18 protein-coding genes are annotated in these 21123 nt (G+C 55.9%); 8 read left to right on the top strand and 10 right to left on the bottom strand.

The window, feature by feature from the left end:
• Positions 1–260 precede the first annotated feature (260 nt).
• Together F758_RS50080 and F758_RS0133930 are read left to right on the top strand one after the other, a co-directional pair.
• Positions 261–1712: a ComEC/Rec2 family competence protein gene (locus F758_RS50080; RefSeq protein ID WP_157450279.1), complete on the top strand. Its 1452-nt coding sequence runs from the start codon at positions 261–263 to the stop codon at positions 1710–1712.
• 898 nt (positions 1713–2610) lie between these two features.
• Positions 2611–3180 carry a hypothetical protein gene (locus F758_RS0133930; RefSeq protein ID WP_024512044.1) on the top strand — a complete coding sequence of 190 codons (570 nt, stop codon included), beginning with the start codon at positions 2611–2613 and terminating at the stop codon, positions 3178–3180.
• Here F758_RS0133930 and F758_RS0133925 read toward each other — a convergent pair.
• From F758_RS0133925 to F758_RS0133920, 3 genes are all read right to left on the bottom strand, one after another.
• Positions 3177–3653 (bottom strand): hypothetical protein, encoded by a 477-nt coding sequence (locus tag F758_RS0133925; protein ID WP_157450278.1) that lies wholly within the window; start codon positions 3651–3653, stop codon positions 3177–3179. The two genes, F758_RS0133930 and F758_RS0133925, sit on opposite strands and share 4 nt — an antisense overlap.
• Positions 3611–4084 (bottom strand): hypothetical protein, encoded by a 474-nt coding sequence (locus F758_RS50075; RefSeq protein WP_157450277.1) that lies wholly within the window; start codon positions 4082–4084, stop codon positions 3611–3613. Before F758_RS50075 ends, F758_RS0133925 begins: the two co-directional genes overlap by 43 nt.
• 226 nt (positions 4085–4310) lie before the next feature.
• Positions 4311–5513 carry a CHAT domain-containing protein gene (locus tag F758_RS0133920; protein ID WP_024512042.1) on the bottom strand — a complete coding sequence of 401 codons (1203 nt, stop codon included), beginning with the start codon at positions 5511–5513 and terminating at the stop codon, positions 4311–4313.
• A gap of 215 nt (positions 5514–5728) precedes the next feature.
• On the opposite strand from F758_RS0133920, the gene F758_RS0133915 reads away from it, so the two are divergent.
• On the top strand, positions 5729–6619 hold the full coding sequence (locus tag F758_RS0133915; protein WP_051387122.1) for a ComEC/Rec2 family competence protein: 891 nt from the start codon (positions 5729–5731) through the stop codon (positions 6617–6619).
• Positions 6620–6893: 274 nt separating this feature from the next.
• Here the strand turns inward: F758_RS0133915 and F758_RS0133905 are convergent, their stop codons facing one another.
• The 6 genes from F758_RS0133905 to F758_RS0133880 form a co-directional block, all read right to left on the bottom strand.
• Positions 6894–7949, bottom strand: a complete 1056-nt coding sequence (locus F758_RS0133905) for a hypothetical protein (RefSeq protein ID WP_157450276.1) — start codon at positions 7947–7949, stop codon at positions 6894–6896.
• A 337-nt stretch (positions 7950–8286) separates the two neighbouring features.
• Complete coding sequence (locus F758_RS46785) at positions 8287–11397, bottom strand: CHAT domain-containing protein (RefSeq protein WP_198026629.1); 3111 nt, start codon at positions 11395–11397, stop codon at positions 8287–8289.
• A gap of 183 nt (positions 11398–11580) precedes the next feature.
• Complete coding sequence (locus F758_RS0133895; protein WP_157450275.1) at positions 11581–12999, bottom strand: TIR domain-containing protein; 1419 nt, start codon at positions 12997–12999, stop codon at positions 11581–11583.
• Between the two features lie 70 nt (positions 13000–13069).
• Positions 13070–14833 carry a hypothetical protein gene (locus F758_RS0133890; protein WP_157450274.1) on the bottom strand — a complete coding sequence of 588 codons (1764 nt, stop codon included), beginning with the start codon at positions 14831–14833 and terminating at the stop codon, positions 13070–13072.
• A 69-nt stretch (positions 14834–14902) separates the two neighbouring features.
• On the bottom strand, positions 14903–16081 hold the full coding sequence (locus F758_RS0133885) for a toll/interleukin-1 receptor domain-containing protein (RefSeq protein ID WP_024512036.1): 1179 nt from the start codon (positions 16079–16081) through the stop codon (positions 14903–14905).
• A 257-nt stretch (positions 16082–16338) separates the two neighbouring features.
• A complete protein-coding gene (locus F758_RS0133880) occupies positions 16339–16710 on the bottom strand; it encodes a TIR domain-containing protein (RefSeq protein ID WP_024512035.1) in 372 nt (123 codons plus the stop codon).
• Between the two features lie 918 nt (positions 16711–17628).
• Between F758_RS0133880 and F758_RS0133875 the strand changes: the two genes are divergently transcribed.
• The 5 genes from F758_RS0133875 (at position 17629) to F758_RS50070 (ending at position 20453) form a co-directional block, all read left to right on the top strand.
• Entirely contained in the window at positions 17629–18267 is a 639-nt protein-coding gene (locus F758_RS0133875; RefSeq protein ID WP_024512034.1) for a hypothetical protein, read from the top strand.
• A gap of 180 nt (positions 18268–18447) precedes the next feature.
• On the top strand, positions 18448–18891 hold the full coding sequence (locus F758_RS0133870) for a hypothetical protein (RefSeq protein ID WP_024512033.1): 444 nt from the start codon (positions 18448–18450) through the stop codon (positions 18889–18891).
• A 443-nt stretch (positions 18892–19334) separates the two neighbouring features.
• The gene (locus F758_RS0133865; protein ID WP_157450273.1) at positions 19335–19616 is read left to right on the top strand and encodes a hypothetical protein; all 282 of its coding nucleotides are present in this window, start codon (positions 19335–19337) and stop codon (positions 19614–19616) included.
• A gap of 70 nt (positions 19617–19686) precedes the next feature.
• Positions 19687–20166, top strand: a complete 480-nt coding sequence (locus tag F758_RS0133860) for a hypothetical protein (protein WP_157450272.1) — start codon at positions 19687–19689, stop codon at positions 20164–20166.
• 113 nt (positions 20167–20279) lie between these two features.
• Positions 20280–20453, top strand: a complete 174-nt coding sequence (locus F758_RS50070) for a hypothetical protein (RefSeq protein WP_157450271.1) — start codon at positions 20280–20282, stop codon at positions 20451–20453.
• Positions 20454–20480: 27 nt separating this feature from the next.
• On the opposite strand, the gene F758_RS0133850 is transcribed toward F758_RS50070, so the two are convergent.
• Entirely contained in the window at positions 20481–21038 is a 558-nt protein-coding gene (locus F758_RS0133850) for an HD domain-containing protein (protein ID WP_024512030.1), read from the bottom strand.
• Positions 21039–21123 lie beyond the last annotated feature (85 nt).

Below are 21123 nucleotides of genomic sequence, written 5' to 3'. Positions count from 1 at the left end.
CACGTAAATCGCGAAAGGTGTTTGATGGCGCTATGACATTGTAGGCGGGCAGATCCTGAGTGATCGTCCCCAAGCAGAGTAAACGTGGTCGTTGTCGGGTTTGTGACCGGGAAAGATTTGAGAAGGATCGGTGCGCCACTAATCTCCGCGCTCTAATGGGTCGGCGCGCCTTCGCGAAGTCGAGCGCGAACGTTCACAACGGCTGAGAGGCTGAGAGCAAGGCTGAAAGTGTCCGTAATCGGGGCGGGCAGGACATAGCAATGAATCCTATCTTCTCACCAATTGGCGAGGGATGGCCAAGCTTTCCGAGACGCTCCTATGGCAAGCTAGACCAGAGCGAGCCGATTGCGCCCAAGGGTGCATCGGTTGCCGTATTTTGCTTTGACGTGGTCGATGCTGATTGGTCAGGGTTCGGCGATGGCGGTCTATTCGACCTTGGAAGCGTGCCGCGTCTGAAAATTGACCATACCAAGTACTGGCAAGGACTCTTCAAACATAATCCAATCGTCGGGCCTGATCCATACGATCAGCTTCCGATCTATCGAGTGGAGATTACGGCTAGTCCTGGCGATGCCTGGTTCGACGCACTCGTTGCCATAGGTGAGGACGAGTGGGTGACTATTGAACTGGATGATTCCGGGCACTTCGAAGTCGATGTCTTTGGTGGGTTGCTCGCTGCAGCGGTAACCGCATCACTTAAGGACGTCCAGAGATTCATACCTGAGGCGGCAGCACTCGATGCAGCGTTTTCGATGGACTCTTTTCCGGACGCCACTTCGTCGGAGATCTCGGGGGCGATCTCAGCCCCCTCTTTCGACTATCTCATTGGCTTTGATGTCGGTCAGGGTGCGGCGGTAGGTCTGGCCGATGCTAATGAGGATGTTCATCTATATTTCGATCTGGGCGGGGGCGTTTACAGGAATGCGCCCACCAGACCGAAGCCGCTGCGATTCTGCTGGAGAGTGGATGCCGCGATCGTGCTAAGCCACTGGGATTCGGATCATTGGTCGGGAGAGTTGACGGACCCGCAAGCGAGATCGAGGACGTGGATCGCCCCGCGTCAATCTATTACCAAGAAGCATCTTGCATTCGCCAATCGTATCCTAAAGGCCGGGGCAACTCTATTGATTTGGGGTACAGCCCCGACGACGCTTCGCATTTCGCTCGCAAGTGGTCGGCAGTCTATCGAATTGCGGCGATGCACGGGCCCCGCTGCTCTCCGAAACGGGTCGGGGATCGCCGCCATTGTGGAGGACGCAAGTTCGGGCAAGCAGTGGTTGCTGACCGGAGATGCAGGCTATCACGAGATAGGGACGCTCCCTTCGAACCCAAGCGCAATCGTTGTGCCTCATCACGGTGCTGACATGGGAAGCAGCAGCATCCCTCCTAGCAGACCTATCGCATATGCGCGTCTACTCTACTCATTTGGACCTGGGAACCAACATGGGCGAAAGCCTGGGGTGCAGCATCCGACAGTTGGCGCCATGAATGCACACCGAACTCAGTCTTGGGATCATGGTACTTGGGCTGGCAGTACTCCCGGCACCAGCGTGGCAACGAGGGATGTTCTTGCAACAGCGCAACATCCAGGAACGCATTTAGATGGGGCGACCATAGGCTGGACGGCTTCGCCCACCACACCGTTCACGTCATTGCCATGCGCAGCACCCGGGGCGCCAATCGGATGCACTGGAGCAGTGAAGCAAGCTTGATCCCCTTGAAATCGTGTCCGGCCGGAAGGTGCACTTGGCGCAGTCTAGTCCACCCCACCCGTAGGGAAGGCAAAAATGTTCACAGCTTCGGTTGTCAGGAAGCAATATGCTGTAGGTCATGGAGGGTTTCATGCGGGTAAGATTACGGTCCGCAAGGACGAGCTTCACATACCGGAATTGATGCTGCTTGACACCAAGGATGCCACGGGCAAGTCGTCCACGGTCCTTGAAAAATTCTACGTGTACGATTGTGGGTCGGAGTCCTCAGTCCTTTGATCGGTCTCTCCGAAATCATGAACGAATGACGGGAGGTCGCACCGATCTGCTTTTCATATCACATCTCGATTCCGATCATGTAAACAAGATTGATCGGCTTATGGGCACGACACCCGCCAAGATAGTGGTGCTTCCTTATTTGGAGCCCGAAGATTTGTCCGAACTAATGATGCGCGAAGTAGATGGCGGGAGCGCCACCGCGTCCATCCGCGACTATATTCGTGACCCGGGCGGATGGTGGCGTCCGGCATGGAGCAGATATCGTCGTCTTCGTAGAACGAGGAGACGGAGAAGACCAGCCACCTGGTGGTGGTGTGCCAGACAAGCCGATTGATCCGGAAGGACCGCTTCCGATTTCTCCGGGCTCCGAGGAGGGACTTCAGGCACGGCTCACCCTCATCGTAAATAAGCCGCGGAAGGCGCCTCCAAAAGACTTTGTCCCCGTGCCTTACACCGCCGCGCGATGTGGACCGCGAACTATCAAGAGGGTCGTTGTTGGCCGCATTTTCGTCTTGAATGGCGAAAAGATGCGAGTGACCGTTGGCGTTTAGGAGACTGGATTCTTCTACCCTATGTGCATCCTGTTGAAAGCGAAACGAGGAGGGCTTTTCGTCAATCGATCATGAATGAATTGGGTCTCAATTCCTTTGACAACGAGACGTTCGCGAGCGCCCTGCTCGACAAGCCGGGTTCAAATGGGAAAAGACTCGTCACGGTATACAATGATCATTTCGAAGTAGGCCAGAACGCGATATCGATGTCGCTCTATTCAGGTCCCGCAAGATCGTTTGGATCTCAATCTGGTTCGGATTGGCTCGTTCCTGCCGGTGACACTCCGATCGGGTACACTATGAGGCCGTCGCCGGCAGCTTGGTTAGAGACCGGCGACTCTAAACTCAAACAAAGCTCAAGGCGTCAGCCTTGGCACTCGTTCTTCAAGCCCTTTTCCAAACAGATATGCGTTCTATCGCTGCCGCATCACGGTTCGTCGAAGGATTTCCATGAGGAAGTGCTAAATTTCGACGGCATTGCGCTTGCGGTAGCTACCACAATTCGGGATCGTAATCGTGTCGCCGGTTTGGAAGACACCCTGAGCCAGGTCCAGGCTGCCGGAAAGCAATACAAGGTCGTAGACGATCGGGCGGAGACTGAATTTCACTTCATGTGCGCGCGAGCAATGCGGCCAACCTAGCTCCAGTGGTATAGCGATGATCTGTTGGTCCAAAAACGGCGCGTCCTAGAAACGGTGCATGCGTCCCGATGCCACAAACTCAGTCGAACAGGCCTAATCCAGATCCGTGCGGTGTGATTGGCATTCGTTTCGGATGGTAATCCCTTGGCTTCTCGTATCGTCAAACATCTATCAAAATCGTCCTTTGAAATGCTCTTTGCGGCTCCCTTTGCGTCGCCGGCAACCAAGGATGTGACGAAAGCGACAACCTTCTTCGTGACGAGCCTTGCTACCTCTCCCACAAGCTCGCCCGCTATCGCTTTGCCTGCTTCGCCGGCGACCTTCTCGCCCAGCTTTGAAAGGACGCCCGTCGCTATAGCTTTAAAGCTCTTGTCAGGAAGCTGCTTGTCCTTGATTAAGGTTTGCCGGACATTGTTTTTAGTTTCCTCATCTACGATTTCATCGAGAAACTCGACGAAGGCATCGACCGGCATACGCACAATCTCTTTTGAAAAAGACGCGTCCGAGAAGACCCCCTTTTTTCGCAAACGTGCAGCAATGTCCTCCAGGAGCGGACTCTCGACCCAAACGACAATAATGTACCATCGCTGCTAAAGCGCGTCTTGCGTAATGCTGCAACAACAGCTGGACGCAAGTCGCTATCCCGCGCCGTATTGCGCAATTGCCAGTTCAACACCAGGCTGCGAACTCGGGACTGCGTGATGTTCAATGCCCGCGCAATCTCATAAGTTGGCAACGCCGGATCAATCGCACCCGCCGCAATCAGACAACTAAAGACAAGGAGATCAATTTCGGATTTTGAGCGCGCACCAAATGCAGGCGAGAGGTAGCCATCAACAAACGCCGTACCGAACGTTGAGGCGTTAGCCGATTTAGATAGCGCCTTTGTAATGTCGATTGCCACGCCACAGTTCCTTTACAAGACAAAGTGGTTTAGTCGCTTAGTCCACCCAGCCGGACTGAAGTCTAGAGGCTCTTGCGGGGGCGGCCATAGCCCCGAACCCCTTGCCTACTAGGCAGTGTCTTCCAGTGAGCTTAGACAAGACGAACTTGGGGCGCGCGTATCGGTCGTACGAATTCGAGCTCGGGCGATCCGACGTGCTCATCTGAACGACCATTATCATTGCCGATCACGAACGCCTACGCGCGCTCTTTTTGTTGCTCTTCCTTATCCTTTTGCGCGCGCCTTTCTTTGCGGTCTTCCTCGCGCTTTCTTTCGTGCCTTTGTTCGCGCGCGGTGCTCCGGATTGCGTGGCCGCCTGAAAAGCCCTGCGCGCCCTTGGTCCCTGATTCAGGACCAACGACTTGATACATTCCATGACGATTGCCTGCTGCTTTTCTCCGAGGGGATGGTATTTCTCGTCGAAATAGTAACGTTGGAGCGCTTCAGTCAATGTTGATGAGACGGTAATGCATTCCTCGGTGGAAGTGACAGCAATGCCGTACATTCGACAATCTCCCTCCGACTCGATCGTCTGATGTTCGAACCAAATCTCTCCGCCAACGGGAGGCTCCCTGAGAAGCCAGGTCATCTGGCTCTCGATCCAGTCGTCGCCCGCGTCGATCGCCTCCTGATCTACGAAAGTGTCGTCCGTTGAGAACATTATCAGCTGCTGGGTGTCCCTCGGACAACCAACGAAGCCAGCCTCGATCTCGAAGTTGCCAGATCGGTCGCAAAGGTCGCGAACTTTAAGCAGTGGAGGCTTCTTCTTCCTCCGGGTATTCTCAAGCTTCGTGAAGCACGCCATCATCCGGAAGACGTCCACCAGTTTGCTATCGGCGCTGGAATCCTTGCCGGCATAAAGGTTTGATGAAACCGCCCCTTCCTCGACCGTCTCGAGTAACGGCCTGGAGATATCGTAAGCTTCCTGTATGGTGCTTCCGCCCCCGAGCCACTCGTAGAACTTGACGGCCGATCTGATGGCTGCCTCGTTGGTGACCTTGTCGGTCATTGCGAGCACGAACGGAACCTCTTCGGAGAGAGCCTTCGCCAGTTTGCCCCCATCGCAGGCGCTCAGGTAAACGAGCTTTGGTTTCACTCTCACCGCCTTGAAATGGGCGACGAAATGGGGAATTGCGACGAACTTTTCGTCGTCGCCGTCGGCAAATACAACGCCACCACGACGTCCGTGAACCGACAGATGCACGACATCGGGCCGAAACTCGGTGATCACGGTCGACAATTCGTCTATTTTCAGATGGGGCAGGGGCTTGAACACGATTGTCCCGAGCCGATCGACGGCCATCAGTCGCCGCTGCAATTCGGTCATCTCACGTTCGAGCGCAAGAGAGACCTGCTCCGTAGGATTGGAGGCGAGATATAAAATCCTCACGATTCAAAACTCCACAAGCGGCGGAGAGGTAATTTAAAGGGGGCAAGATGAAACGAAAATGCAACCTTCGGTTCGAGATGCTACCAGCGCGGGAGGGAGATTGTATACTGATTTCATACCCGAACGGCGATCGAACAGTTCGCATTCTGTTCGACGGCGGAAGAAGGGGCACTTGGTCCGCACTCTTGCGCCGATTGCAAAGCGAGCGAAATGCATTGATCGATCTTCTGGTCGTAACGCATGTCGACCGGGATCACATCGAAGGCGTACTGGAGCTTCTTAAAAGCCCAGAGCGTCCGCAGATTAAAGAAATCTGGTTTAATGGCTATCGGCAGTTGGAGGAGGCCTTAGGGCTGAGGGGAGCATCGCAGGGCGAAAGGCTGTCAGATCTCATCCGGGAGCTGTCCATCCCACACAACGCGGCTTTTGGGGGACGGCCGGTGATCAGTGGCCGATTGAAGTCGGCCGAATTGCCGGGAGGGATGGTGGTAGAAGTCCTTTCACCTGATGTCAGCAAGCTGCGTAAACTGGAAAGGCAATGGGTACTCGAATGCAGAAGAGCCGGACTGCTCCCAGGAGGCGGCGATCTTCGGCAGCGTGGCGGCTATACTGAGCGTCGAATCGGGAAGTTAGACATCGATAGGCTCTCTGCAATGCCGTTCGATCCTGATGATGCCGCAGCTAATGGATCCAGCATAGCGGTGCTGCTCAAGTGGCGTGGAAGAAGCATTTTGATGGCTGCAGACGCGCATGAAGATCAGATCCTCAGAAGTTTAAAGCGCATACAATCGGGGAAAGAAAAGATACAGCTTGATCTATTAAAGGTGTCTCACCACGCCAGCGGTCGAAATACCTCGAGCGACCTGTTTGACCAAGTCATATGCAATGATTTCGCCGTCTCTACGAACGGAGCGGTGCATGGCCATCCAGACGCCGTGGCGCTCGCCCGAATAATTAAGGCTAGTCCCCACTGCACAATCCACTGCAACTACAGCTCCAGCCGCGTTAAGCCGTGGTTAGCGCCCGCCCTCAGGGCCAAACACAAATACGAAGTTCAGACAGGAACAGACGGATATCTATCCGTAGAACTGGCGCCGCGCGAGTAATGCCACTGGGACACCTCTAGTCGGCAGGCGAAGATCATGCAGTGTAGCAGGTGGATGATGGGGAGGTCAGTAGGTTCGTGCCGGCGCAGTTCCGCATTGTCGTCACCCGACGCCCCCAAATGCGCCTGCCAGTCTGCGAAAATGGCGTCCTGCAGTCCGAGGCGCCGGCCCGGTTGATCGAGGACGGACTGCCGACGGAGGCAACCGTCGCCCAGGACGCCATTGGCGCGGTCTGTGCATCGTTGGATCCCTGCCGCTGAAACGCTGAACGGATTTAGCGCAAGTTTCGGACGGCCCAAATACCAAGTATGGTTACAAACGAACCTCCCAGCAATATGACCATTGGCGGAGGCATCAGCGAGAGCGCACATATAAGGACAAACACCATACCCAGCAGTGAATAAAAACTGAACCTCGGAGTCCCTTTTATGGGCGGTGGGAGCGGGGGCGGTTCGTCGAACGTGCGGCCTAGAACTGTGTCCAATTGCCTACCTACTTGGTCGGGCTTTGCAGGTTCACGATCCTCCTTCGTGGCCGCTAGGCCTATGACATCATCTTTAACTCTTGCCGCAAGGCTGCCATCCTCCCTCAGCCGAAACCATACGCCAGCCGGGTCGTACGGAGGAAGCTTAAGACCACATCGCGAGGAAATTGCGATAGATGCTTGCTCCCAATGACCTTTCAGGTCGAAAGCCTTAGCAAAGCTAGAACTAGGCATTAAAAAAACTGTCTTACTCAATAAACCGGAGTCGCGGAGGAATGTGATTTCCCATATCGTTCCTGCATGATGGCTAGGTAGGACAAAAATTGTGCGGCATGCGCGGCTGAGTATCGCGACTGCATCGTGCCATTCTGATTCGCTCGACATGATGCGTCCAGCACCTTCATGTTCTCCAGGTTTACCAAGCGCAATGAGGGGAGCGATTTGCTCAAGCGATTCCGCAAGGAGTTGCTCATATTCGCGTTGGCTCGATTCGAAAAAGGAGGGAAAAATTGGTGCTAGAACCTTCGCCTGATCAATATGCAGTTTGTCAGTGAGTTCGAATGGCCTCAAATAAAGATGTGCGTCAACTTTCTGGCCTTTCTTAGCTGCTTCAATGGAGCTTTCATATAGCTCCCTAGCACGCTCAGTTCGGCTCCGTTCTCCCGTCTTTCGCTCAAATTCGTTCAGCAGAGCCCCAATGGTAATGCAAACAATCGCGCCTGCCATGTTTGACAATAGACCATCGAGACCGACGTGGGACCGGTCCAAGCTAATCTGCTTTATGACAAAGAAGGTTGCCAACATATAAAATACTTGGCATAGGCAGCCGCCGCCATAAGAGGTCATTCTCGATGCCATGGCTCTCCCCCTATCCGCCTCGGCAAGCGCTGCGAACTTGTCGATCGCCTCTGATCGCCGGTCTCCTTTATCGTGACGGCTCAAAATCACGCATTAGAGAGTGGGCGCCGCTTCAGTTGCAGATTCGGCCCTGCCGCGGTCCGGTCGTCGCCGCCTCCGCTCCTCGAACCTTAAATCTTTAAGGCACCTCAACGCGGTCGCGGTGTGAATGAGATCACATCGAGCTGGTGCTTTGAAGAAATTTTACAGTCTGGCTGCACCTTTGCCTCGTGGCTAACTGAGGTCCACGCAACGACGTCGTCGGCGCCTGAATCATAGATTTGAGCTACACGCAATCGACGCGAAGCCCCGCGTCATCACTCCTCGGATACACAGCATTGTACCCGTAACGCGCGCGCAAGATCTGCTCATCCCAGAGTGCGTTCACTGGGGTTCGGTAGTTGAAGCAAAGGGTCGGCCGATCGCCGCCGTGCAGTATGATTCGCGCGATCGCCTCGCGATCCGGGTGACTAAAGATGTTGCCGTTTGTCGATACGAGATAGCGCGGGCAATCGAGCAGCTCGAGTAGCTGGATGGTTGTTGCATTTGCGCTGCCGTGATGCGAAAGCTTCAGTGCATTGAGCTTTAGCTTCTGGCCTAGCTTCCCCCGCTCACGCTGCAGTTGCTTGATTGACTTCTCGAGTACCTCAGCATGGGCGTCGCCAGCCAGGAGCACCGAGCGGCTGTCAAATTCAGCTAGCAACGCGATGCTGCTGCCGTTGGCCGCACTCGTGTCCTTCCGCACTGGCGCATCGGCAAGAGACCTAAGATCGAACGCGGCGAGGTCTGTAACCGGTCGGATTGGTCGCTTGGTACCCAGCATGAGCTTCTCCGGCCGCAGTTCACGCAAGACCTTCTTCCACCCGCGTCCAAGAAGCTCAAGCTGATGTGGTCCCGGCGAGAGGAGCGTTAGTCGCATGCCGTCTGGTAGATCAAACGTGGGCAGGGGCCCGTCGCTGGGGATGACGACCGGCGCGGGATATTTGTCGTCGGATGAACTCATGGCGCGATTCCATGGCAGCTTGCGCCCTGGATCGCCAATCAGGTCCGAGAACTGCTCCCCCTGCTCAATGCTTAGGAACTGGTTGACCTGCCGCCAGCCGTTGAACCATATGTCCCTGTAGCGCAAGTCCAAAGACCGGTCCGCGAAAAGCGGTAAGACGCCATTGATGTGGTCGGCATCGATATGGGTCAAAACGAACAGCTCCAAGGGAGCCTCTACGACCTTTAAGCGTGATGCGAGAATATCCGCTGTCGATGCAGCGCCGCAGTCAACCACGATGCGGCGCGGATCCTTCGGGTCTCCATACTCGATCCACAGGCAATCGCCATTTTCGGCCGGTAGCATCTCGACGTGGAAGACGGTCGCGGAGTTCATGATCGTTGCCGGGTGCGACAGCGGCGTCTCGATTGGCGTTAGCGTCAGCGCTACCGATGGTGGTTTGCACGCGCTCGAAACCGCCTTCAACTCAGAGACCGCTCCGGGATTGGGGCTTGTCGACTGGGCGGCCGGCGAATGCGGGCCTTGCAGCGCCTGGAGGAGTAGCTTCGCTGTCGGCACTAAACCGTTCTCGTCGTACCAATGCGCCCGTGTGGGCATCCCCAAGCCTTCGAAAATTTGAGCGAGTTCGGGATTTCCCCACAGCTTGCTGTAGCGTTCGAACTGGCGGGCGGTGTTTACCGCCTGTTCGGAGCTCCGGCCGAGTATATCCACTATGCGGCTGGTGGCGCTGAGCGCCTTCGCCGCGTATCCAGCCCGTTCGCTCGCCGATATCGTTGCATCCGCGAGGCGAAGTAAGGCCAGTTCCGAGATGCTGACGTAAGCCCAAGCTCGGATGTCGTCGCTCGGGCTCTCCGCATCGATCTGGGCTGAAAAGTGTGCTGCTGTCCATGCTGCTAAGTCGAACGGTCGACCGAGGATGGCGTCAAGCGACAGCACCTGGCCGAGAAGCCAATGCAGATTCGCCTTCCTCCTCGTGAGCTCCGACGTCGGGCCGAGAAAGGACTTTGTCGCGTGCCAATATTCCGTCCGCGCCTCGTCCAGAAGACGCAAACATTGGGAGAACAATTTCTGACGCCAAGCCTCGGAGACACCTGGCTTGACTGCAATCCTCAGCGCCCCTTCGGCGAGACGCTTACGTCCCGCCGCCCGCAGCCCAGCACACTCGAGCGCATAGGGCCCGCTGTCCGGCAACTGCTTACCCGCTTCGCGTGCGTTCGCGACCAGTCCTTCATAGCGCTCTCGGTTCGAACCCAATTCTGGAGTCATCGAATCGGGCGCGCCTGGACCCTCGTTGCTCGAGGAGGCCGCAGCTTCGGAACCGAATTCGGCAACCACCGCCTCGACGCGTTTCAACGCTCCTTCCTGCGCGCGCTGTGTCTGCCAATACCGGAGCTCCTCGAGTTGCTCGGGCAAGTCCGTCGGAAACGCCTCGTAGACGACAATGGAAGCCCAATCATGGGTCTTTTGTCCGAAGCGACTGTGCAGCAGAAGTCGAGCGTCATAGAGCGACACCAGCGGATGTTCCCCCTGAAGCTGACCTGTAAAGAAGCGTTCAACTAATGGCACCGAGCCTTCCACACTGAGTGGAAATTGCGAGGCCACTACGAGCGGGATACCTTGGTCGTGTAGATCATGCGCTACGCTCGCGTCCGGCGATCGCACATCGGCCACCCGCGCGCTCTCGCAGGTCGCAATCATCACCACGGCTGGTCGGCCGACACCCTGGTCGGTAACTGAAGCTAACGCAGTCGCGAGGCGCCGTCCGCAAATCACCTCGTCATGCAGAGTAACCCCAACCGGCGAGTACGGATCCGAATCGTGCAGCCGGCCGCCATGAGCCAAAATATGCACGTGGGTAAATGGAGCGCCAGCCTGAGCCGCCTTCTTCATCGCGCGGGAGATATCTGCAAGGGTTGCTTGCTCGAGAACGAGAAGTCGATCGCCTACTGACTCGTCAACATCGCACCACGGTTCAATAGCGCGGACCAGAGCGCACTTATGCTCATTAAAAGGGGTGTCGGGCCCGGCAACGAACAGGATCCTGGGGTTGCTCGGCCATCGCATCCCCTCGGCGGATACCGACCGGATATGTCGCGTTATGCAAACGGGCATGCGAGCCTGGAGTGCTAACCAGCCACCCGATGAGCCCGCGCCCGCAGGCACTTTCGACAGCTCGAATGGCAGCATTGCGAGTTCCGAGGCTGACAGGACAACGCGTAGTTGGGTCAGCGTTTGAGGCCGCTCGGTCTCGGAGTTGAGCGCTCCGGATAATCCCGGCACGAGCGACAGTATCGCAGCAATCTCGTCCCCCCTCCGGTCGAGCATCTTCTCGCGGCGGGATTGGTCGTTGTCGGCTATGACCTGATAGTTCAAGTCCTGGAGCCACTGCTCCATGTCGCGATGCTCATAGGGTAATGTCACCGTGGCTGCGGGAGCATCTCCGCAGACCCCAAGGTATTGGGTCAGCGGTGATAGGAGCTGATTGTGTCTTGGACCGGCCCTAAGCAACTCTACCGTCACGGTTCGTATGTTGATCATCCGCCTCCACTCCATCGCGGTCCCGACGTCGAGAAATAATCACAGCCTCCGATCTCTGTCTCGGGGGCAGAGGTCGGCCAGGACTTCGCTCATCGCGCTCTTCGAAATCGCCGAGCGTTGGGCAACTTCACGCAGCCCAGAGCGGATGACATCGAGCTCGGACTGAGTTACTGGGCCGAGCGCGGATATGGCGACCGCGTGTTTCCGTGCGCCATCGATGTCGCCCAGCGCGAGACACGCGGTAGCGGCGGTCGCTTGGCTCCACACGTTGTTCTCCTCGAGCCGGTCGATGATATCGATTGCGTGCCGATACGTCGCTTTCGCCCCGTCGTCGTCGCCTAGCTCAAGCTGGGTCTGAGCCAGGAGGTCGGCAAGGTAATACGAGTTGGTGTTTACCCGTAGCGACTCAGTATAGACGCCGGCCGCGCGCCTCGGATCGCCAACCACGCGCCGCAGATACTTACCGTAAAGTGCGGCCGCATCCGGAGAGGACACGAACGCACTCTGGTCAAGCTCCTTTAACGCCGCGAGTAACGACTCGATATCCTCCCGCACCGAAGCCTCGACCGACTCGTCCTTCTCCGCGAGAAGCCGCTTCATTGTTACTTCGACGAGTGGACGCAGCACGTATACGTCGCGGGGGGCAGCCCGCCGGGCGAGGCGCAGTTGCTCGGCAGCGCGTGAAAAGTCCTTCTGCGCGAGATACAGCTCACCAAGCCGCCGGTGTAGCCGCACGTCGATCGGCACTCCGGCCGCCTCACCATCGCGACCAAAGGCCAGTGTCATCCAGCGCTGAAAGCCCTCAAGCTCCGACAAACGATTGGACCGCACCAACTGCTCGAGCCGCGCAAGCCAATCTTGCACATTGGCCTCGGTCACCAGTGATGGCGCCTGCAGAAGCGCGTTGCGAACTGCTTTCAGGTACCGTTGCAGCACCTCTTGCATCCGTTCGCCGGCCTTGAAGAGGACGTTGCTGGGAACGTTGTGCGTTTGGAGAATGCGCTGCAGAAGAAATTTCACCCGATCTGGATTCGCGCCGAGAATAATCTGGTCATTGCGAAGCGGATCTGGGCATTCGTTCTCCGTAAGCCCATAGGCGATGCTGACATTCAGCCGCGCGGTTGTCCCCTCGGTCGTTCTCCGCCGCGCCTGCTGAGCGAGCGTCGCGCCAGAACATGCGCCTGCCTCCCAAAGGAGCCAAGGCTTGCCCAGAGCGTGTGGCGTAACCACAAATAGCGCAGTGCGAGCCTCAATTATTTGGCAGTAAATCCAGTCACGCCACTTTTCACCGCCCTGCGGTCCGGCCTCATCGCTGGTTGAGTAACGCACGTCGATCAGAGTGTCATCATCAAGCAGTTCGTGGATTGCCGCTTCAATTGCCACAGCGTAAGGTCTGTCCGCGGCGTTATGGCTGATGAAGAGAACCTTGCTACCGTTTTCGATTGCGGTATTCATCATCAATGACTCAGCTCGTGGCAGTCATTCGCCTAGTGTGGCGGGAGCTCTCAGAACGCAGAAGGGAGTATGTTCAGTTTTCATTCCGTGGCGGGAGAGTTGGGCGATACCGAGGATCCGAAAGCCATCCCTCGATCTGTTTGGCTCTATAAGTGAAAGAGTACCAATTCCAGCAAAAGTCGACCAGCAGGTTCACCTCGATCAAAAGATACCAAAATTCTGTCGGAATTGGCCCCGTTCGGAAGCTGAAGTTATATGTCTGGCCCGGCTCTAACGACCGCGGCCGTTCCTGCCCCCTTCTGAATTTGATCGTTCTCAATAGATCCTTGTAGGCCTGGGGTGCCGTTGACCGCGAAATGTTGTTTGGGTCAGACAAAAACGCGAAGACAAACACCCACTGAGGCTCTGGCGAGTTGTTGGTGTAGGACAGGGTGATCAGCATTTCGTCCAAAGCACGCTCCGCGCGCAACTGCGTGGAGGCCCGGTGAATAGGGCTGGCATGCTCCACCACGAGGCATCGGGGGCAGAGCTTTATCGATCTTGTGGCATATTCTTCCGAAGGACTTTGCCCGAAATAATCCAGTCGCCGCTGGATGAGGTGCTCGCCGCACACAACGCACCGATCTTTCGTTTGCGAAGCGCCCGTTGCGCTGTAGTTTTCGTCCAGCTGCTCTCCAACTCTATAGAATCCTCCCTGTCGTTCGAAGGCTCTGCTTAGATGTCCAGTCGCGCGGATCAAGGGAACCGTTACGTTTGGCGGGCGGATTCCGTCTAAAAAAACCCCGACATCTTCTGTCGAACCCAAGAAGTTTGATAACGTGCGCATATCCAATCTCGGCAGCCAGGCCATGTCTCGACGAAATTCGAAAAGATAGTTGTCCTTCATATCAAAGCCGAAATGGCCTTCGTCGAACAAAAACTCGACATTTGCGATTAATCGGCGGACTAGCTTCGTCCTTACCTTCGTTTGCGAAAGTGAGGGCCTAGCCAAGGCTGGAATTTGGACTGCCGAAGGGGCAGGAGCTATTGCGTTCGACTCGGGGTTGCCCAAAAGCAGAAACGGCCTGTGGTCGACGCCCTCAGATGCTGCGTGATTGTTGAGAGTGCGCAGTATGTCGCCCATTGCACATCCGCGCGAGAGCTGTTCGACAAAGACGTTCAGCAGATTGGGGATATACGTTTGAACGTGGGTGCTGCAAATGACCGTCTCGGCGTCGCTGGTCAAGGCGATTGAAAGAGGAACAGTGAGGTAGGATCCCAATTCAGGCCACATGAAGGGGCTGTGACACGATTGAATCAGCCAGTGCTTTGCCTTGATGTCCGAAGGCGCCAGCCGCCCGATTTCGGGCTCGCTGATGGTTGGATGCAGGCATCCCATCCCTATCAAGCAATAGGTCTGTCGTCCTTCGGTAATGACAGCGAGCGCAGTGAAGTCATAGGACGTTATTTGGTAAGATGCATCGCTAGGAAGTCTGCGCCCTTTGTCGTCGAACTTGCGAGAAAGGCGAATGAAACGACCAGGTGGCGCATGTTCCGGCTCTCGGTAGTCGTACCTAAGGCCACGGCTCGAATATAAGCCGATCACCGACTCACTTTGTGCTACGGCAACACTTCTTCCAATGAGCCGCCAAAGCGATTCGGTGTAACGGGGCTCAAATGGAACGACGCCGATAGATATGCCTTTGGACTCGGCGGAATGAATGCTGTCGGCTAGAATGTTGTTGATCGATGCCACATCAGCGACAACGATCGCAGGAGTGCGTGAGGCGCAGAGTTGAGATGAAAGACTGTTAGCACTGGCGCGTTCGATTTCTCCGGGAAATTTCGCTTCGAGCAATTCGGTAGCTGGGCTCGATAGGCACAGGATCCGCATTGTTTTACCTGGAAGCTGCGACGAAGAGATTGATCACAACTTGTCTCCTCGTTGCCAAAGAGTCTCGAACTGGTTTCTACGATTTTTTACCGCATCTGCACTAAACAGGATCTCGTTCACGCCGTTTGGTGCAAGCTGTCCGACCGCCACGTTGCCGTATAATCCGAAGTTGGGGGGCGCCGCTTCTTCCTCCCACCTGAGGAAGCGCACTTCGACGCCGCTTAAGACTTGATCATCTAAGGCCTTCTTTTGCTCTTTGGTAAATCCCGACATCGCTTCTGCTCCCTTGCGGAGAATGAACAGTCTAAAGATAGATGGTGATGCCGACCCAAACAGAAATTTCTGGGACTCCGGTCGTTGAAGCTCCTCGTCTGTTGCCGTAGCGCGATACTCCGAAACTTGCTGTCTAAGTACGTCCATCACAGCATAGGAGTCCTTGCGGGCTGTCACGATCTTTCCTTCCTTCGCGGCAGAGACGAGATACGCGAGCTTCCTTTGCAATACCCAATCCCTCCTTTCTCGAATATCGTTTCCGTGCACGGCCCAAAAGCGATCGTCTATGGGACTCCCATGGAAAGTCATCTTCTGGAGGAGGTGACCAATCAATTCCTGATAACGGCTTTCGTCGTTCTGTCCCGATCGAGCCAGTTGCAGGACGGGCTCGAGATGCCTCAGCGTATTTACCGAGCACGCCGAATAAATCCTGTGGTCAATCGTCACCCATTCTTCTTGAGCGTCGCGAAAAGCGATGTACTCACTGGCCCAATCCAATGTCGGACGCAGTTTCGCTGGGATGCGACACCTTTCGAGCACGGAACGCACGACTGACTGGAGCCTGACAACATCTGATGGCTCCGATGCATCCAATCCTGTCAAAGGATCAATTAGTTCGGGAATAGTTAGCCCCGCAATACAGATTGGGATGATCTTCGGTCGGTCCGTGTTGAAAAGCGCTCCGCCAATCTCAAGCAGGGCCCAACTCGCCTTTAGTGAATTCGGCGATGCCAGAAATATGACCGCCTTCGCTTCGGACAAATTCTCTCTAATTCGCCGAAACCAATTCTCGCCAAACCGTTTGGCGCTGATGTCAGATGAGACATACACTCGAGCACGGCCCCCGGACGCCCTAGTAATCAGAGATTTCAGTAGGATAGCAACCTCTCTATCCTCGTCGGCGTGACTCACGAAGATTAGCGGTCCATTCCCGGGCATCTTTGACTCCTAGAAGGGAGGCTTTGTCGGGTCCCAGCTACCAAAAGCGAGCGCCACAAAATGCTCCGAGCTAGAAAAACGCAAACGTTGTTTCTGGTCTCTACAGGTGCTCCGCTCCAGCTGATCCGACAATGTCGTTTGATTGTGATAAGTTCAATTTGTTCAAAAGGTTCAGCATTTAAGTTCATGCGCATGGGATAAGGCCGTCCTTCAATTCGAACGCGACTACAGTGTGTAGTTTGGCACGGTCGAATTACTCACAACGAATCGATGAAGTTGCTGATGTTTGCGTCACTCCAGGAAACAGTTAATACGCCTGGCATTATCGTTCGATCCGCAGAATAAGCCCAAACACCTCTCATCTTCTTGCCTTCCGCTCTCGCGCATTCGATCTCCCAAATCTGTCCGCTCGATTTGAGTGAATTCTTGCTCACTAGAACAATCACGCCGTGGGATCGTCGGATACGCGATCTCACTTTTTCTTTCCAGCCGCTTTCGTAGGCTTCTTTTACGGACATATCGATGAATTCGTACGGCATTCGCGGATGCAGCGATTGACCCTTGAGGAAATCCCTTTGTCGCTCGTCCTCGATTGCAAACGCTATAAATACGAGTTTCTTCTCATTCATGGTTGAGTCTCGCCGAAAACCAGAATCGCAGCGAAAAAATTTCAAGTGGGTGCAGATGCAAAGATATCGCGCGCGCAATTTAACGCGGTCGCCCAAAATCGCAGCATATACCTAAGGAGGCGAGCTATGCTACCCCGAGTTGAGCTACCCTTGGGTTCGGTCGCTTATCCTGCCGTGGGCGATCCCTCTGCAAATTATCATGGTGTCGGCGTCCTGCGATCGTGACTTCGATTAGCGATAGTCAGTGGCGCTGCGACCAAGGAAGCCTTGGAAAGTCAATCGCTTAGTTCGTGAACGCGCCATTCCAGAGCGAGGTAGTCTTTGAACCGTTCCGTTTGGCGTCGCTTAGGCCGGTCTCCGCAGAAAAGAAGGTAAGAGAAGATAAGATTCTGAAGGAGCCCATTCACAACGACGGTAATTTGCCGGCAGGGTCCAGGCGGAGGGCTATCAAGGGACTGTCGACGAATTCCGGCGCGGGACTCTGCTTTGCTGCAGGCGGGTGCCGCGATCCTTGCGGCTGTCTGAAGCGTGTTACGGCAGCTCAAAGATTGGGAAATTGGAAAGGCGCGGGGAGCAGCTAGAAGATCTTGGATGCTCCCGGAGAGGGAGGGGCGGATAGCTGGCGTCGCTCACGCCACGTGAGCGACGCGCTGATGGCTCCAGTTCCAATGCAGTAATTCATCGACGCGAGCGAGGATTGCACCGTACCGTTTTGCCACTGACTCCTCCATTCCAAACTTGAAGCGTGTTTCTACTGGACTTTACCGAGGTCGGCCGGCCTATGGTCCTAAATTCAGGCTCAGACGCATCAGAACCTGCTATCATGCGCAAGCGGCAATCGCCGAAGACAGAGGCTGCCCCGCGGTCGTTAATTGATTTGTCCGACAACACCGCGACATTGATCACGGCAGGAGCGCTATGCATGCCTTTATAATTCGACCATTCGGCCTCAAGAAAGATACCTCCGGGGAGACGCTGGACTTCGACCGGGTTCAGGCAGAACTCATCGTTCCGGCGATCGAGCAGGCAGCAGTGTTGGCAACGACTATCGGAGAGATAGTTGAAGTGGGGAATATTCGCGAGGACATGTTCTCCCGACTTCTACAGGCCGACATAGTAATCTGCGACATCACGATTCATGACACCAACGTATTTTATGAGTTGGGAATCCGGCATGCCCTCCGAAAGAAGAGCACAATTATGATCCGCGGCAACCAAACCGCGGACGGGACGCCATTTGATCTTCTTACCGATCGTTATCTCGCTTACGACATTCACAACCCTCGAACATCGCTAGATGGCCTTGTCTCCGCGATAAAAGGGGCGCTAACGAGTGTGCGAGGAACTGACAGTCCGATCTTGCAATTGCTGCCAAACCTTCAAGAAGCAGATCCCTTTGCTGTGCAAAGGGTGTCGGTCGACCTCCTGGAAGAAATTGTGAAAGAGCGCGCGCGAGTAAGCAGCACGGTTGGGGATGGCTCAGACTCCTCGCTAAGGATATACGCGATCGACCTGTTGAAAGGGAAGGACTTCGGCGAATTGCCAAAGCGCAGCTAGACCTCATGGCCTACGAAGGCTCTCGAACGAGTTGGAAGAGGACCTGCGATATGCGGCCAGACGATGTCGAAGCCAGCCTTGCACTGTCGAACACGGGCGGGCCGGCCAAGGAAGTGGGGGAGAACTCGTCACCATGTCGGACCGAGCTATCGATCGTATTTTGGCGAACCCGCTAACTAATTGAGTCAACGGGTCGAAGCGCTCGCGCTCAAAGGGAGAAACTTCAAAGCGAGATGGCTCACTAAATTTGAGGGCAAACTCACCCTCCAGGACCGTCGTACAGCTGCCATGGACAAGTCGCTGCGAGATTCGTACGAGGCTTATCAGGAAGCTTTCTATCAGGACCTCAACCAATATTTATGGGGACTGGCTGCCCTTCAGATGGGTATGATTCTCTTGGAGCTGGCCGAGGGGAACGAGGACGGATGGAAGCAGATGTTCGACGACGATGAGGAACCTGACACATATCGGAAGAGGCTCGTCAGAAGTATTGAAGCTCTGCGGGAAATCGTGCCGGCTTCGGTCAGCAGCGCTCTCAGTCAAATGGCGTCACTGGTCCCGGAACGGGCATATGCTGAAATTACCAGAGCTAAAATTTGTTTCTTGTTATGTGATAGTGTGTGAGTGCGCCTGAGTGAGCCTGCCGCACCGCAGTAGAAACACATAAGAGCGAGTCCAACATCGCCGCATAGTCGCTGTCAAAGCTGACCAATGAAATGACGATCGGCGATCTTGTCGGGGTGCAGGAGCGTGGGCGCTTCACCTACGGCCCACTCGTAGGAGCGTTCATCGATCGCAGTGAGGGACTATCGTGATCCGAAAACTGCAATCCCCGTCCGGTGGCACCGAGCTCGGCGTGGCGCCTGATGCTCTTCCAGGCTCGTGAGGCTTCACGTAACGTCGTCCTGGTGACCGGCGGTAAGACGTGGGAATTCGATCCGCAGAAATAAGCCCGGTCTGGCATTCGCATTACCGCGGTTCTGATCGGCGAGGATGCTCTCGAAGGCGAGCTGTCGCATCTCGCAGGCCTCACAGGCGGGCAGGTGTTCGTGCCACTAGGGTCTGACGTGCCGGCGGCAATTGCCGCAGCGATGAATGCCGCGCGAATGCCGTTCGCCTCGGTGCCAGCATCGGACAAACGTCCGGAGAAGCTCGCCTTGATCCGCCGCGGCGCACGCATCGAGATAGAGTTGATAGGGAAACCCGAGAACGGAAACGCAACTGAGTACGATTGCTGGGTCGGCGCGCTGGGCGCCTATCTTTCGCTTCCCTCGATGAAGGAAGATGAGGCCGCCGCAGTTGCCGCCGAGGTGCATCGTCTGTCATCTGACCAGCCTCGTGCTGGTTGACGATGCGGCTGAGACAAGGGACAGCGTGCCCGCGACACGCAAGGTGGCGATGAGCAGGCCGCGCACCGCGATGCTCGCCAGCGCCTCGCTGTCAGAAGCCACGAGTCGTTTAAGCGAGGCGGCAAGCATTTCCACGAGTCTTGCGTTGAGATCTTCCGCGCCAGGCTTGCGCGAAGGCAGTTTCGAACAATCACTCGATGACATGGATTTGGACGAGGTCGGTGATGCCATTTGGCGCGCATCCATTACCGCTTCGCTCGAACGGGTCGTCAAGTTGATTCGTTGGGATGCTGCGCCGGACGCGCTGCGGAATGGCGATCTTTCATCACTTTCGGACAGCATTGCCGGGACCATCCGCTTAGCAGCGGCGCGGCCTGATATCGAAGCCGCCGCAATAGAAGCAGGGCTGGATCCCGCGATCTTCATCGTCGGCTTGCTGGCGCGCGCGGCGAGCAAGGAAAGCCGCACAGCCGAGCGGATCGCGCGAGCTATTTTCGGACCGAGCCCTGCGGCCACCATTACCTCGGCAGCCGCCGCGATCAGGCTGTAAGGTGCTGGTTGGACTGGAGCGCCTGGTCCGGACCTGCTCCTCCGTGTGAGAAGGTTTGCAAGCTGGCATAGGTCAGCTTTCGGGCCTTCTCAGATTCGGAAGATGGCGCGCAAGTGGACGCACAATCCCTTGCCAGGATGGACAGGCTCGGGGATCGCCCGATATTAGCGAATGTCTCGGATGATTCCGCTTACCAGAAGGAAATGCTTCCGCCGATCGAAGCCAAGAAGCCAAAGGAAGCGGCCACTAAGAAGACCACGGTCGAACTGCAGCGCAAATCAGCCTAGTATCTCTTCTGATGGCGGGTGATCCGTTCAGCCGGGGAAGTGAGAAACCGCGTCTGTGAGGTGCCGAGCCAGCATGCCCGGCAGGACTGCGTTGAAGATTTCGCTCAGCTTCCGATAATACCAAATCGTTCCGTCGCGTCCGCCAGTGAAGCGGGCCCAGATATCGTCCCCGATATTGCGGTAGTCGTTCAGAATTGCCTCGGCGTTATCTACCTTATCGGCAAGAGAGACAAGGAGTGACGAAGTCTGCTTTTTTGGCAAGGTCGAAAGGTAGGCCTCCTTTCGAGGGCGCCAAGCGGGTTTGGGCTCGACCCAGGAGTCAGTGCAATCGGCAACTATTCGCGCCACCTCGTTGCCGAACCGTTCGGTGATCGTATTTAGTGTGGCTCGGCCGCCCTGATCTTCCGGTGCGTCATGCAAGAGACCGGCGATGGCTTGAACCTCGGTGCCGCCTGCGGACAGCACGCGACTGGAGACACTCAAAAGGTGAGCAATATAAGGTATCCCACTTCCTTTCCGGACCTGGGTTCGGTGAAGTTCGGACGCGTAGACTAGGGCCTCATCATACAGTCGGGATAGGGGCATCAAATCATCCTCTGTCTTTACTCGGCATTGTGGGGTCCTTCATTGGCATGATCAAGCTGCGCCTACTTGATTAGCGCCTTCGGCA

Origin of the sequence: Bradyrhizobium sp. ARR65 (genome assembly GCF_000472385.1) — a bacterium.
GTDB lineage: Bacteria > Pseudomonadota > Alphaproteobacteria > Rhizobiales > Xanthobacteraceae > Bradyrhizobium.
Note: the sequence above shows the minus strand (reverse complement) of the source record. Positions and strands in the feature narration are given on the sequence as shown.